The organism is Streptomyces sp. LZ34 (assembly GCF_053890475.1).
In genome coordinates, this window is record NZ_CM132680.1 from 554,065 (window position 1) to 570,328 (window position 16,264).

At 72.1% G+C, this 16,264-nt stretch carries 2 protein-coding genes; both read right to left on the bottom strand.

What is annotated here, in order from left to right; all coding sequences use genetic code 11:
- Window positions 1-27 precede the first annotated feature (27 nt).
- On the bottom strand, window positions 28-5,463 hold the full coding sequence (locus ACWY4P_RS02095; RefSeq protein WP_456208356.1) for an SDR family NAD(P)-dependent oxidoreductase: 5,436 nt from the start codon (window positions 5,461-5,463) through the stop codon (window positions 28-30).
- Window positions 5,438-16,219 carry a type I polyketide synthase gene (locus ACWY4P_RS02100; RefSeq protein ID WP_456208357.1) on the bottom strand — a complete coding sequence of 3,594 codons (10,782 nt, stop codon included), beginning with the start codon at window positions 16,217-16,219 and terminating at the stop codon, window positions 5,438-5,440. Before ACWY4P_RS02100 ends, ACWY4P_RS02095 begins: the two co-directional genes overlap by 26 nt.
- Window positions 16,220-16,264: the final 45 nt, after the last annotated feature.

The window sequence follows — 16,264 nt, forward strand, 5'->3', positions numbered from 1 at the left end:
TCGGTCAGATGGTCGCCGGTCGTCGGCTCAGTGGAGGTCCAGCTCGTTGTCGATGAAGGCGAAGATCTCTTCCGCCGAGGACGATCCGATCCGGGATTCCACCGAGGCCGAATCGGGCTCGCCACCGGTCCACTTGAGCAGCAGGGATTGCAGCCGCACGGTCACGGCGCGGCGTCGTTCGTCGTCGGGCACCGAGGACAGCAGCTCTTCCAACCGGTCGATCTCGCGCAGGGCCGGATCCGTGGCCTCGGTGTCGTCGGACAGCTGAGCCGCCATGTACCCCGCGGCGGCCTGTGCGGTGGGGTAGTCGAAGACCAAGGTGGCGGGCAGTCGGAGTCCGGTTGCCGCGTTGAGCTGATTGCGCAGTTCCACGGCGGTCAGCGAGTCGAATCCGAGCTCGTTGAAGTTGCGGTCCGCCTCGACCGCGTCGGCGGAGCCATGGCCCAGAACGACGGCGACATGGCTGCGCACCAGATTGGTCAGCAGGTCGAGCCGTTCCTGTGCGTCCAGGCCGGACAGCTGCCGTTTGAGTCCTTCGGCGTCGCCACCGCCCGCGGCCTCCCTGCTCAGCCTGCGCGACGCCGGGACCAACCCGCGCAGCAGCGCGGGAATCTCACCCCTACGCGTACGCAAGGCGGCGGTGTCCACACGCGAGGCCGTCACCGTCGCCGCGCCGGAAACAATCGCGGCATCGAACGCGCGCAACCCCTCCGCGACGGACAGCGGCAGCAGCCCCTGGCGCAGCAGCCGGGCACGGTCCACCTGGTTCAGCAAGCCTCCCATGCCGGTGTCCGACCACAGGCCGAAGGCCACCGAGGTGGCGGGCAGGCCCTCCTCGTGCCGACGCTGGGCAAGAGCGTCCAGAAACACATTCGCCGCCGCATAGTTCGCCTGACCAGCCGCCGCCACCGAACCACCGATCGACGAGAACAACACAAACGCCGTCAGCGGCATATCCCGCGTCAACTCATGCAGATGCCACGCACCATCCACCTTCGGCCGCAACACCCCCTCCCACTGCCCCGCCGTCAACGACCCCACCAGACCACTGTCACCCACACCCGCCGCATGAACCACAGCGGTCAGCGGACGCTCCGGGGGAACGGAAGCCAGCAGCTTCTCGACCGCCGCCCGGTCCGCGACATCACAACCCGCCACAACCACCGACGCACCCAACTCCACCAACTCATCCCGCAACACCTCCGCGCCCTCCGCCGCAGTGCCCCGGCGGGAGACCAGCAGCAGATGCCGCACCCCGTGCTCCACCACCAGATGACGGGCCACCACCGCACCAAGACCCCCCGTACCACCCGTCACCAACACCGTCCCCTCACCACCGCCGAACGGCAGCACATCCGGCCCTTCGACCGGCCCCACTCGCTTCAGCCGAGGTACCAGCACCTCACCCCCACGCCATGCCACCTCCGGCTCACCACTCGCCACCACCGACGGCAACACCCCCGCCACATCCTCACCCTCCACCAGATCCAACAGCACAAAACGCCCCGGATTCTCCGCCTCAGCCGCACGCACCAACCCCCACACCGGAGCCTGCGACACCACCACCCCCTCCCCCGACGACACCGCAACCCCACCCCGCGTCACCACCACCAACCGCGAACCACCCACCAACACACCCCGCACCGCCTCCAACACCCGATCCACCACCGACCGCACCACCAACGGCACTACGCCACCCACAACACCACCACAATCCAGCACCTCCACCTCACCCTCAGCACCCTCGGCCGCACCGCCCGACTCCACCGCCACCGGACGCCACTCCACCTCCAACAAACTCTCACCCTCCACCGAACCCAACTGCTCAGCCGTCACCGGACGACCCACCATCGACCCCACCGACAACACCGGCCGACCACCCTCATCAGCCACCTCCAACGCCAGCGCATCCCTCCCCGGACGCGTCAACCGCACCCGCAACCGCGTCGCACCCGACGCATGCAACGACACCTGATTCCACACGAACGGGAGCAGCACCCCGCCACGCCCCTCGCCGTCGCCCACGGCCGGGCCGTCCTCGCCCATCGCCGCGGCGACGCTGTTCACGTGCATGGCCGCGTCCAGGAGCGCGGGGTGCAGGCCGAAACGGCGCGCGTCCGCATGGGCAGACTCGTCCAACGCCACCTCGGCGAACATCTCGTCACCACGCCGCCACGCCGCCCGCAGCCCCCGGAACGCCGGGCCGTAGTGATAACCGGCGCCGTCGAGAAATCCGTAGACACCCTCGACGTCCAGCTCGGTGGCTCCGGTGGGCGGCCATGGTGTGAGGTCGGCGGCCGGGGCAACCGACCCCGGCACCACCGTCCCCTCCGCATGCAACACCCACCCCACATCCTCACCCACCCGCGAAAACACCCGCACCGAACGCCGCCCCCCAACCTCCTCATCCCCCACCACCACCTGCACCTGCACCCCACCCCGCTCCGGCACCACCAACGGAGCACCCAACATCAACTCCTCAACCACCCCACAACCCACCTCATCCCCAGCCCGCACCACCAACTCCACAAACCCCGCACCAGGCAACAACACCGCACCCAACACCTCATGATCAACCACCCACCCCTGCCCCTCCCGCGACAACCGACCCGTCAACACCACCCCATCCGAACCCGCCGACACCACCACCGCACCCAACACCGGATGCCCCACCACACCCAACCCCAACGACACCGGATCACCCGAACCGATCTCGCTGTCGAGCCAGAACCGCTGCCGCTGGAAGGCGTACGTGGGCAGGTCCACGCGGCGCGCACCGGTGTCCGCGAACACGGCCGGCCAGTCCACCGCCACCCCGCCCATATGCGCGGCGGCCAGCGAGAGCACCATCCGGTGCCAGCCGCCTTCGTCGCGGCGCAGCGAGCCGGTGGCCACCGCCCGTACCCCGGCGCGGTCGACGGACTCCTGCACGCCAACCGTCAGCACCGGGTGGCTGCTGATCTCGACGAACCCGCGGAACCCCTTGTCCAGCAGGGCCCGCACCGCGGGTTCGAACCGCACCGGTTGGCGCAGATTGCGATACCAGTACCCGGCGTCCAGCCCTGCCGTGTCCTGCCATCCGTCGTCCACGGTGGAGTAGAAGGGGATGTCCGAGGGCCGGGGACGGATCGGGGCAAGGGCGTCGGCCAGCCGGTCGGCGATCTGTTCCACCTGTGCGGAGTGCGAGGCGTAGTCCACCTCGATCAGCCGGGCGCGGACGCCCTCCTCCACCAGGGCGGTGTGCAGCTTCTCCACCGCTTCGGCCTCGCCGGAGACCACCACGGACGACGGTCCGTTCACCGCCGCGATCGACACGGCGCCCGCGGAACCGTCGACCGGCTCCGCGATTCGCCGCTCAACCTGTTCCAGCGGCTCGGGAATCGACATCATCCGGCCCTGGCCGGCCAGCACCTCGGCGATGATCCTGCTGCGCAGGGCCACCACCCGCGCCCCGTCCTCGAGCGACAGCGCGCCCGCCACACAGGCGGCGGCGATCTCGCCCTGGGAGTGGCCCACCACCGCGGCCGGCTCCACTCCGCAGGAGCGCCACACCGCGGCGAGCGAGACCATGACCGCCCAGAGCGCCGGCTGCACCACGTCCACCCGGTCGAGCGCGTCCTGATCGTCCAGGACCGTCGGCAGCGACCAGTCCACGACTTTCGACAGCGCCTTCTCGCATGCGAGCATCGTCTGCTGGAAGACGGTGTTGGACTCGAGCAGTTCTGTCGCCATGCCGGTCCACTGCGTGCCCTGGCCAGGGAACACGAACACGACCCTCGGTGCCTCGCGAGCGGACCCGGTCACCACTCCGGTGGCGGGTGCGCCGGTGGTCAGCGCGGCGAGCCCTTGTACGAACTCCTCCCGGTCCCGGCCGACCACGGCGGCGCGGTGCTCGAACCTGGTCCGGCCGGTGGCCAGCGAAAGCCCGACATCGGCGGGGGCGGGCCCGTCGTTCCCCGACACGGTGGCCAGCAGCCGGGCGGCCTGGGCGCGCAGCGCCTCCGGTGTCTTGCCGGAGAGCACCCATGGAACCGCCACGGGCCGCTCCGGACGGGGGCTTTCGCGTTCCTCGCCGGGTGGGCTCTGCTCCAGGACCACATGCACATTGGTGCCGCTGGCTCCGAACGCGGAGACACCCGCACGGCGCAGATGTCCCGTCTCCGGCCACGCCACCGGTTCGGTCAGCAGCGTCAGATCCCCCGCCGACCAGTCGACCTGTGCGGAGGGGGCGTCCACATGCAGCGTCCGGGGCAGGGTGCCGTGGCGCATGGCCATGACCATTTTGATCACGCCCGCGATCCCGGCGGCCGCCTGGGTGTGCCCGATGTTGGACTTGATGGAGCCCAGCCACAGCGGGTGACCGCCTTCCCGGCCCCGCCCATAGGTCGCGAGCAGGGCCTGGGCCTCGATCGGGTCGCCCAGCGTGGTGCCGGTGCCGTGTGCCTCCACGGCGTCGACGTCGGAGGCGGACAGGCCCGCGTTCGTCAGGGCCTGGCGGATCAGCCGCTGCTGCGCCGGGCCGTTCGGCGCGGTCTGTCCGCTGCTGCGGCCGTCCTGGTTGACGGCACTGCCGCGGATCACCGCGAGCACCGGGTGGCCGTTGCGGCGCGCGTCGGAGAGCCGCTCCAAGAGCAGCATCCCCGCGCCCTCGCCCCAGCCGGTGCCGTCGGCGGCGTCCGAGAAGGACTTGCAGCGGCCGTCTGGTGAGAGTCCGCGCTGCTGGGAGAAGACCTTGAAGAGCTGGGGAGTGGCCATCACCGTGACCCCGCCGGCGAGCGCGAGACCGCACTCCTCCCGACGCAGGGCCTGGCAGGCCAGGTGGACGGCGGCCAGCGAGGACGAGCACGCGGTGTCAATCGTGACGGAGGGGCCTTCGAGGCCGAGGGTGTAGGAGATCCCGCCGCTGAGCAGACTGCCGCCCGAAGTGGTGCTGACGGCTTGGCCGAGTGCGTAGTCGTGGTGCATGGCCCCGGTGAACACCCCGGTGGCCCCGCCCTTCAGGGACAGCGGGTCGATACCGGCGCGCTCGAGCGCTTCCCATGAACACTCCAGCAGCAGCCGCTGCTGCGGGTCCATGTGCAGCGCCTCGACCGGGCTGATGCCGAACGGGCCCGGGTCGAACTCCCCGCCGTCGTGCAGAAAGCCGCCCTCGCGGGCGTAGAATTTCCCCGCCTTGCCCGGCTCCGGATCGTAGCCGCCGTCGATGTCCCAGCCGCGGTCGGTCGGGAAGTCCGACACCGCGTCGACGCCGTCGGCAACCAGCTGCCACAGGTCTTCGGGCGAGGTGACACCGCCGGGGTAGCGGCAGCTCATCGCCACGATGGCCACGGGCTCCCGCGTCGCGCCGGAAAGCTTGGCGTTCTGCACCCGCAGGCGCTCGTTCTCCTTCAGCGACAGGCGAAGCGCATTGACCAGCTTCTCATCGGAGTCGGTCATCTCAGTTACCCTCTTCCCACGTGGCACCCTCAAGGCCAAGGCTGTTGAACGCCATGTCGATCAGATCGTTCTTGTCCATCGCGTCGATCGAGTCGGGCTGGTCGGACCGGTCCGCGTCCTCGGCCCCGTCCCGCGGCACGGTGGGGGCTCCGCCGAGTTCCAGCAGGGTGTCCAGCAGGCCGGCGTCGCGCAGCCTGCTGAGCGGGATGCCGGCCAATACGCGGCGCACCCGCTCCTCGTGTCCCGCACCGTCGGTGTCGGCCGCCTCGGGCACGAGCTCCGAGCCCACGAACGTGGCGACATCCCGTGCGCTGGGGTAGTCGAAGACCAAGGTGGCGGGCAGCCGGAGTCCGGTCGCCGCGTTGAGCTGATTGCGCAGTTCCACGGCGGTCAGCGAGTCGAACCCGATTTCACCGAAGTTGCGGTCCGGTTCGACCGTCTCCGCCGACCCGTGTCCGAGCACCATGGCGACGTGGCCGCGCACCATGTCGGTCAGCACCCGCGCCCGCTCCTGTGCATCCAGCCCGGACAGCTGCCGTTTGAGTCCTTCGGCGTCGCCACCGCCCGCGGCCTCCCTGCTCAGCCTGCGCGACGCCGGGACCAACCCGCGCAACAGTGCGGGGATCTCACCCCTACGCGTGCGCAAGGCGGCGGTGTCCACACGCGAGGCCGTCACCGTCGCCGCGCCGGAAACAATCGCGGCATCGAACGCGCGCAACCCCTCCGCGACCGACAGCGGCGGCAGACCTTGACGCCGCAGCCGAGTGATGTCCACCTCGCCGAGTGCCCGACCGGCACCCGCGCCGGACCACAGGCCGAAGGCCACCGAGGTGGCGGGCAGACCCTCCTCGTGCCGACGCTGGGCAAGAGCGTCCAGAAACACATTCGCCGCCGCATAGTTCGCCTGACCAGCCGCCGCCACCGAACCACCGATCGACGAGAACAACACAAACGCCGTCAGCGGCATATCCCGCGTCAACTCATGCAGATGCCACGCACCATCCACCTTCGGCCGCAACACCCCCTCCCACTGCCCCGCCGTCAACGACCCCACCAGACCACTGTCACCCACACCCGCCGCATGAACCACAGCGGTCAACGGACGCTCCGGGGGAACGGAAGCCAACAACTTCTCGACCGCCGCCCGGTCCGCGACATCACAACCCGCCACAACCACCGACGCACCCAACTCCACCAACTCATCCCGCAACACCTCCGCACCCTCCGCCGCAGTGCCCCGGCGGGAGACCAGCAGCAGATGCCGCACCCCGTGCTCCACCACCAGATGACGGGCCACCACCGCACCAAGACCCCCCGTACCACCCGTCACCAACACCGTCCCCTCACCACCGCCGAACGGCAGCACATCCGGCCCTTCGACCGGCCCCACTCGCTTCAGCCGAGGTACCAGCACCTCACCCCCACGCCATGCCACCTCCGGCTCACCACTCGCCACCACCGACGGCAACACCCCCGCCACATCCTCACCCTCCACCAGATCCAACAGCACAAAACGCCCCGGATTCTCCGCCTCAGCCGCACGCACCAACCCCCACACCGGAGCCTGCGACACCACCACCCCCTCCCCCGACGACACCGCAACCCCACCCCGCGTCACCACCACCAACCGCGAACCACCCACCAACACACCCCGCACCGCCTCCAACACCCGATCCACCACCGACCGCACCACCAACGGCACTACGCCACCCACAACACCACCACAATCCAGCACCTCCACCTCACCCTCAGCACCCTCGGCCGCACCGCCCGACTCCACCGCCACCGGACGCCACTCCACCTCCAACAAACTCTCACCCTCCACCGAACCCAACTGCTCAGCCGTCACCGGACGACCCACCATCGACCCCACCGACAACACCGGCCGACCACCCTCATCAGCCACCTCCAACGCCAGCGCATCCCTCCCCGGACGCGTCAACCGCACCCGCAACCGCGTCGCACCCGACGCATGCAACGACACCTGATTCCATACGAATGGCAGGAAGGTGCCCTCGCCGCTGCCGCTTCGGTCGGCGAGCACCATGGGTGCGTGCATGGCCGCGTCCAGGAGCGCGGGGTGCAGGCCGAAACGGCGCGCGTCCGCATGGGCCGACTCGTCCAACACCACCTCGGCGAACACCTCGTCACCACGCCGCCACGCCGCCCGCAGCCCCCGGAACGCCGGGCCGTAGTGAAAGCCGAAGTCCCTGAGCCGGTCGTACGCACCCGCCACGTCGGCCTCGACCGCTCCGGTGGGCGGCCATGGTGTGAGGTCGGCGGCCGGGGCAACCGACCCCGGCACCACCGTCCCCTCCGCATGCAACACCCACCCCACATCCTCACCCACCCGCGAAAACACCCGCACCGAACGCCGCCCCCCAACCTCCTCGTCCCCCACCACCACCTGCACCTGCACCCCACCCCGCTCCGGCACCACCAACGGAGCACCCAACATCAACTCCTCAACCACCCCACAACCCACCTCATCCCCAGCCCGCACCACCAACTCCACAAACCCCGCACCAGGCAACAACACCGCACCCAACACCTCATGATCAACCACCCACCCCTGCCCCTCCCGCGACAACCGACCCGTCAACACCACCCCATCCGAACCCGCCGACACCACCACCGCACCCAACACCGGATGCCCCACCACACCCAACCCCAACGACACCGGATCACCCGAACCGCGGCGCCTCTTGGCCCAGTAGCGCTCGCGCTGGAACGGATAGGTGGGCAGGTCGATCCGCCGGGCGCCGCTGTCCACGAAGAACGCGGACCAGTCCACCGGCGCACCGTGGACATGCAGACGCCCGAGCGCGGTGAGCGCCGCGGCGGGCTCCGGCCGGTCCTTGCGTACGAGGGGGACGAACACCGCCGTGTCGGAGGTCACCGACTCCTGGGCCGCCGCGCTCAGAGCCCCGTCCGGGCCCAGCTCCACAAAGCGCGAGACGCCCTGGTCCGCCAGGAAGCGGACGGTGTCGGCGAACCGCACGGTGGCCCGGACATGCCGCACCCAGTACTCGGCGGAGCAGAGATCTTCCGTGCCCGCGGCCACGCCCGTGACACTCGAGACGAACGGAATCGTGGGCGTGTGGTAGGTCAGCCCCTCGGCGACGGCCCGGAACCGGTCGAGCATCGGCTCCATCAACACCGAGTGGAACGCGTGCGACACCCGCAGCATGCGGGTCCTGCGCCCCTCGGCGCCGTACCGCGCCGCGATCTCGTCGACCACGTCCTTGTCACCGGACATCACCACCGACCGGGGGCCGTTGACCGCGGCGATGCTCACCCGGTCACCGACCAGGGGGGACGCCTCGTCCTCTGCCACCTGTAGAGCGACCATCGCGCCGCCGGAAGGCAGTTCGGTCATCAGCCGGCCACGGGCGGCCACCAGAGCACAGGCGTCCGCGAGGGACAGCACACCGGCCACATGCGCGGCGGCGATCTCCCCGATCGAGTGCCCCGCCACGTAGTCCGGCCGAAGCCCCCACGACTCCACCAGCCGGAACAGGGCCACCTCGATGGCGAAGAGCGCGGCCTGGGCGAAGTCCGTGCGGTCGAGCAGTTGGTCGTCCGAGCCCCACAGCACCTCCCGGACCGGTCGGGGAAGGTGGCGGTCCAGCTCGTCGAGCACCGGATCGAGCGCGGTGGCGAACGCGGGGAACCGGTCGGCCAGTTCCCGCCCCATCCCCAGCCGCTGAGAGCCCTGTCCGGCGAAGAGGAACGCGGTCGAGCCGCCCGCGCGCGCGTCGCCCACGACCAGTGAGGCCGCGGTCTCGCCGTGGGACAGCGCGGTCAGTGCCTGCCGGGCGTCTTCTGGATCCTCGGCGAGGACCACCGCGCGGTGTTCGAACGCCGAGCGCGAGGTCGCCAACGAGTATCCGATGTCCAGCACACGCGGGCCCGGGCCGGCCGAGCCGGCCGCGAGGGGCAGCAGCCCGGCCGCCTGTGCCCGCAGTGCCTGCGGCGACTTGGCCGACAGCAACCACGGCACGGCGACGGGTTCCGGCCGCTCTACGGCGTCATGCCCCCCGTCCGGGTCATGCCGCCCGTCCAGGTCGGGGGCCGAATCGGCGGCGGGGGCAGGCCGCGCGGGCTGCTGCGGGGGCGGCGCCTGTTCCAGGATGACGTGTGCGTTCGTTCCGCTGATCCCGAAGGACGACACCGCCGCGCGGCGCGGCCCGCCGGTCTCCGGCCACGGCGTGGGATCGGTGAGCAGCGCCACGCCCCCGGCCGACCAGTCCACATGGGAGGACGGCTGGTCCACGTGCAGGGTGCGCGGCAGCAGGCCGTGGCGCATCGCCTGCACCATCTTGACCACGCCGGCCACTCCGGCGGCCGCCTGGGTGTGGCCGATGTTCGACTTGATCGATCCCAGCAGCAGCGGCCGGTCGGGGGCGCGGTCCTGCCCGTAGGTGGCCAGCAGGGCCTGGGCCTCGATCGGGTCGCCCAGCGTGGTGCCGGTGCCGTGTCCTTCCACGGCGTCGACGTCGGCGGCCGACAGCCCGGCGCTCGCGAGGGCCTGCCGGATGACCCGCTGCTGCGCCGGGCCGTTGGGCGCGGTCAGGCCGTTGGACGCGCCGTCCTGGTTGACGGCGGAGCCGCGGACCAGGGCGAGCACCGGGTGGCCGTGGCGGTGTGCGTCGGACAGCCGCTCCAGGACCACGACGCCGGCCCCCTCGGCCCAGCTCACCCCGTCGGCCGCGTCCGCGAAGGACTTGCAGCGGCCGTCGGCGGCCAGGCCACCCTGCGCTCCGAAGTCGAGGAAGGTTTCCGGGCCGGCCATCACCGTCACACCGCCGGCCAGCGCCATCGAGCACTCGCCCTGCCGCAGCGCCTGGGTGGCGAGATGGAGGGCGACCAGCGACGAGGAGCAGGCGGTGTCCACCGTCAGCGCCGGCCCCTGGAAGCCGAAGGTGTAGGAGATCCGGCCGGAGAGCACGCTCCCCGCCGATCCGGTGCCGAGGAAACCCAGGGACTCCGGGGGGAACTCGGCGTCGCCGCTCGCGTAGTCGTGGTACATGATCCCGGCGAAGACGCCGGTGTCGCTGCCGCGCAGGGACACCGGGTCGAGCCCGGCCCGCTCCAGTGCCTCCCAGGAGGCCTCCAGCAGCAGCCGCTGCTGCGGGTCCATGGCCAGCGCCTCACGGGGCGAGATGCCGAAGAAGCCCGCGTCGAAGGCGCCCGCGTCCTCGAGGAAGCCGCCCTCCCGGGTATAGGTGGTGCCCTGGTGCTGGGGGTTGGGGTCGGGGTCGTAGAGGGACTCCAGGTCCCAGCCCCGGTCTTCGGGGAACCCGGAGATCCCTTCCCGGTCCGCGATGACGAGGTCCCACAGGTCGGCGGGCGACCGTACGCCACCGGGGTAGCGGCAGCTCATCGACACGATGGCGATCGGGTCGTCGTCCGCGGGCGCGGCGCGGCGCACCGGCCCGGCGCCCGCGGCGCTGTGCACCGCGCTGCCGGGCGCCGCCAGTTCGTCGTGCAGATGTCCGGCGAGCTCACGGACCGTCGGATAGTCGAAGATCAAGGTGGCGGACAGCCGCAGCCCGGTCGCCGCGTTGAGGGCGTTGCGCAGTTCGAGCGCGGTGAGCGAGTCGAAGCCGAGGTCCTTGAACGCCTGGTCCTCCTCGATCTGGGAGGTGGCCGCGTATCCGAGGACCGCGGCCACCTGGCCGCGCACCAGCTCGAGCAGGATGCGGGGCCGTTCGGCCTCGGCCACGTCGGCAAGCCGGGCCGCGAGCTCCGTGGGTTCGGGCGCGCCCCGGCGCGCCGCGCGGCGGGCCGGCCCCCGTACGAGATGGCGCAGGAGCGGCGGGACGTCGGACAGCTTCTCGAGGATCGCCGCGTCGAGCCGGAACGGCGCCACGAGGGCGCGGTCGGCGGCCACCGCGGCGTCAAGGAGTTCAACACCCTGCTCGGCGGAGATCATCCGGGTGCCGAGGCGGCTCATCCGGTCGAGGTCGGTGTCGGTGAGGGTGCCGGTCATTCCGCCCTGGGGCTCCCAGGCGCCCCAGGCGAGGGAGACGGCCGGCAGTCCCAGGGCCCGGCGGTGCTGGGCGAGCGCGTCGAGGAAGGTGTTGGCCGCCGCGTAGTTCCCCTGGCCGAGCCCACCGAGGAGCCCGGCGGCCGAGGAGAAGAGGACGAAGGCGGACAGCTCGCCGGTGAGCTCGTGCAGATTCCACGCGGCGTCGACCTTGGGCCGCAGCACGGTGTCCACCCGCTCCGGGGTGAGCGAATCGATGGTCGCGTCGTCGAGCACTCCCGCCGTGTGCACCACGGCCGTGAGGGGCTGGTCGGCCGGTACGGAGTCGAGCAGGTCCGCCAGTGCGGCCCGGTCGGACACGTCGCACGCGGCGACGGTGACCTGTGCGCCCTCGGCGGCCAGTTCGTCGCGCAGCCGGGTGGCGCCGGGCGTGTCGAGGCCGCGCCGGCTCGTCAGCAGCAGATGGCGTACGCCGTGTCGGGCCACCAGGTGACGCGCCACCAGGCTGCCGAGGCCTCCGGTGCCGCCGGTGATGAGCACGGTGCCCGCCGCGTCGGCCCAGGGCGCCGCCTCCCCCCGCCGGGCGGCGAGCCGTGTCAGCCGGGGGGCGTAGACCTCGCCGCCGCGCACGGCGATACGGGGTTCGCCGGACGCGAGCGCGCTGCGCAGCGCCGCGGCGTCGGCCGGTCCGTCATCGGCGCCGGTCAGGTCGGCCAGGACGATCCGGCCCGGATGCTCGGCCTGCGCCGAGGCCAGCAGCCCCCACACCGGGGCGAGTGCCGGGGCCGCGACGTCCTCGTCGGGCAGGGCGGAGACGGCCGCCCGGGTGACCACCACGAGCCGGGAGGCGGCGAACCGGTCGTCGGCCAGCCATTCCCTGACCAGTGCGAGCGTGTCGTACAGCGTCTCGCGCACCGCCGTCGGCAGGTCGCCGGGCGGTGTGGGGCGGTCGACGAGGACGTACGCGGGGGCCGGGGCTCCCCGGTCGATCGCGCCGACGAGGTCGGCCAGGGTCGGGTGCCGGGCATCGGCGGCGCCGGCCGGCGCGGTTCCCTCCGGGCCGATCACCGCCCAGCCGTCGGCCGCCGGTGTCTCCCCGGCGTCGGCGGGCACGGTGGCCACCGGCAGCCAGTCGACACCGAACAGCGAGTCGCGGAGCCCGGGGTGCGACACGCCGTCCACGGGGGACGCGGGCCGCAGCACCAGCGAACCGATGGTGGCGACCGGTTGGCCCGCCGTGTCGGCAGCCAGCACCGACACGCCGTCGGAGCCGGTGGGGGTCAGCCGTACCCGCAGAGACGACGCGCCGACCGCGTGCAGCGCCACGTCCTGCCAGGCGAACGGGATCCGGGCGCCAGGGTCCTGGTCCTGGCTCAGCCCGCCCACGGCGTGCAGGGCGGCGTCCAGCAGCGCCGGGTGCACCCCGAAGGACTCGGCCGCGGCGCGGTGTTCCTGGTCAAGCTCGATGTCGGCGAACACCTGGTCGCCCAGGCGCCACGCGGCGCGCAGCCCCCGGAACGCGGGACCGTAGTCGGAGCCGGCTTCCGCGAGCCGGTCGTAGTAGCCGTCAAGGTCGATCGGGTCCGCGCCGGCCGGTGGCCATGCCGTGAGCGGCTCGGTGACGACCTGCCCGGCCGGGGCGAGCGTTCCCACGGCGTGCCGGATCCACTCGGCGCCGTCGTCCGTGTCGCCGGGACCGTCGTCCGGGCGCGCGTACACGGTCAGCGGCCTGCGGCCGGCCTCGTCCGGGCCGCCCACCAGGATCTGCAGCCGGACACCGCCGCCCTCGGGCAGCGGCACGGGAGCGTGGAGGGTGAGTTCTTCCAGCAGCGGGCAGCCGACCTGGTGTCCGGCGTGCAGGGCCAGTTCGACGAAGGCCGTGCCCGGGAACAGCACCGAGCCCGTGATCACGTGATCGGCGAGCCAGGGTGTGGCGCGCGTCGACAGGTGGCACGTAAAGACATGGCCGTCGTCCTCGGCCAGGGCCAGCCGGGCGCCGAGGAGCGGGTGTCGCGCCGGGGTGAGCCCCAGCCGGTCCGCCCCGGGCTCCTCGGGCGGCGGGTTCAGCCAGTAGTGCTCGTTCTGGAAGGCGTAGGTGGGCAGATCGACGTGGCGTGCGCCGGAGCCGGCGAAGACCGCGGCCCAGTCCGGAGACGCGCCGTTCACATGGAGCCGGGCCACGGCGGTGAGCAGGGTGCGGGGCTCGTGGCGGCCCTCGCGCAGCAGTGGGACGCAGAGCGCGTTCTCGTGGCCGATGGCTTCCTGCGCCATCGCCGAGAGTGTCCCGTCCGGACCCAGCTCGACGTACCTGGTGACATCCCGGTCGGCCAGCCAGCGGATGCCGTCGTGGAAGCGCACCGTGCGGCGTACGTGGGAGACCCAGTACGCGGGGTCGCCGAGTTGCTCGGCGCTCGCCGCCTCGCCGGTGACATCGGAGATCAGGGTGATGGCCGGTGCCGCGTACGACAGGCCGCGGGCGACCTTCTCGAACTCGGCCAGCATCGGTTCCATCAGCGGGGAGTGGAAGGCGTGGCCGACCTGGAGCCGCTTGGTCTTGCGGCCCAAGGCGGCGAACCGGTCCGCGAGCCGGTCAACCGCCTCGGCGTCACCGGAGACCACCACGGACTCGGGCCCGTTGACCGCGGCGACCGCCACCCGCTTGTCCAGCAGCGGCTGGATCTCGTCCTCGCGGGCGCGCACCGCCAGCATCGCCCCGTCCCCGGGCAGCGCCTGCATCAGCCGGCCGCGCGCGGCCACCAGCGCGCAGGCGTCGGGAAGGTCGAACACCCCCGCCACGTGTGCCGCCGCGAGCTCGCCGATCGAATGGCCCAGGAGGTAGTCGGGGCGTGTCCCCCAGGACTCCAGCAGCCGGAACAGGGCAACTTCCAGGGCGAACAGGCCCGCTTGGGCGTACATCGTCCGGTCGAGGAGGCTCTGGTCCGCTCCGTGTACGACGCTGTCCAAGGGATGGCCGAAATGCTTGTCCAGCTCTGCGGCCACGGCGTCCCACGCCTCGGCGAACACGGGGTGGCGGCGATGGAGTTCGAGGCCCATGCCGATGCGCTGCGCGCCCTGGCCGGTGAACAGGAAGGCGAGGTGGCCCTCGCCGGCGACGCCCTGGACCACGCCGGGGGCGGGTGTGCCGTCGGCGAGGGCGGTGAGGGCGGTCCGCAGTTCGTCGCGGTCGGCGGCGACCACGGCCGCCCGGTGCTGGAGTGCGGCCCGGGTCGTCGCCAGGGACAGGCCGATGTCGGCGGTGGCGGTCCCGGGGTCGGCGTCCAGGTGTGCCAGCAGGCGGCCGGCCTGCGTCCGCAGGGCCTGGCCGGTACGCGCCGACAGCGGCCAGGCGAGCACGGGTGGGGCGGCCGAGGAAGCCGCCGGGGGCTCCGCGGGCGCGGGTGGCTCGGCGGGCTCCGGGGCCTGCTCGACGATGAGGTGTGCGTTGGTGCCACTGACCCCGAAGGACGACACCCCCGCGCGGCGGGGCCGGCCGGTCAGCGGCCACGGCCGCGCCTCCGCCAGCAGCGACACCGCTCCGCCGCTCCAGTCGACGGCGGGCGTCGGCTCGTCGATGTGCAGCGATTTCGGCAGCAGGCCGCTCTCGATGGCCAGCACCATCTTCATGACGCCCGCCACACCCGCGGCCGCCTGGGTGTGGCCCATGTTGGACTTGATCGAGCCGAGCCACAGCGGGTCGGCGGTACGGCCCTGGCCGTACGTGGCCAGCAGCGCCTCGGCCTCGATCGGGTCGCCCAGCGGGGTGGCGGTGCCATGCGCCTCGACCGCGTCCACGTCGTCGGTGGTCAGCCCGGCACTCGCCAGGGCGGCAAGGATGGCCCGCTCCTGCGAGGGCCCGTTGGGAGCGGTCAGGCCGTTCGACGCGCCGTCCTGGTTCACCGCGCTGCCACTGATCACCGCGAGTACGCGATGCCCGTTGGCGCGGGCGTCGGCCAGCCGCTCCAGCACGAGGATCCCGGCGCCCTCCCCCCACGCGGTGCCGCTCGCCCCGGCCGCGAAGGTACGGCAGCGGCCGTCCGCGGCCAGCCCGCCCTGCCTGCTGAACCCGATGAACAGGCCGGGGTCGGCCATCACCGTCGCGCCGCCGGCCAGGGCGATCGAGCACTCGCCCTGGCGCAGTGCCTGCGCGGCCAGGTGCAGCGAGACCAGGGACGACGAACACGCGGTGTCCACGGTGAGCGCCGGGCCCTCGAGGCCCAGCACGTATGACACCCGCCCGGACAGCGCGCTGGAGGTGGTGGCGGTGGTCATGTAGTCCACCGCGCCCTCGCTGCGGGCCGCGAGCCGGCCGTACCCCTGGCCGTTGCTGCCGACGAACACGCCGGTACGGCTGCCGCGCAGCGACAGGGGATCGATCCGGGCTCTTTCCAGGGCCTCCCAGCAGACCTCGAGCAGCAGCCGCTGCTGGGGGTCCATCACCAGCGCCTCGCGTGGGGAGATCCCGAAGAACGCGGGGTCGAAGCCTCCCACGTCCGTGAGGAACCCGCCCTCCCGGACGTAGGAGGTGCCTCGTTGCCGCTGCTCCGGGTCGTACACCGCGCCGGTGTCCCAGCCGCGGTCGGCCGGGAAGGGCGAGATGGCGTCCCGCCCCTCGGCCAGCAGCTCCCACAGCGACTCGGGGCCGTCCACTCCGCCGGGGAACCGGCATCCCATGCCCACGATCGCGACCGGCTCATGCCGCCCGGACTCGGCTTCCCGCAGGCGCTGCCGGGTCTCATGAAGGTCGGCGGTCACCCTCTTGAGAAAGTAACGGAGCTTGTCTTCGTTTTCCATCTGAATCTCTCTCAATTCAATGGCCGCGGACCCTGGTGGCGACTG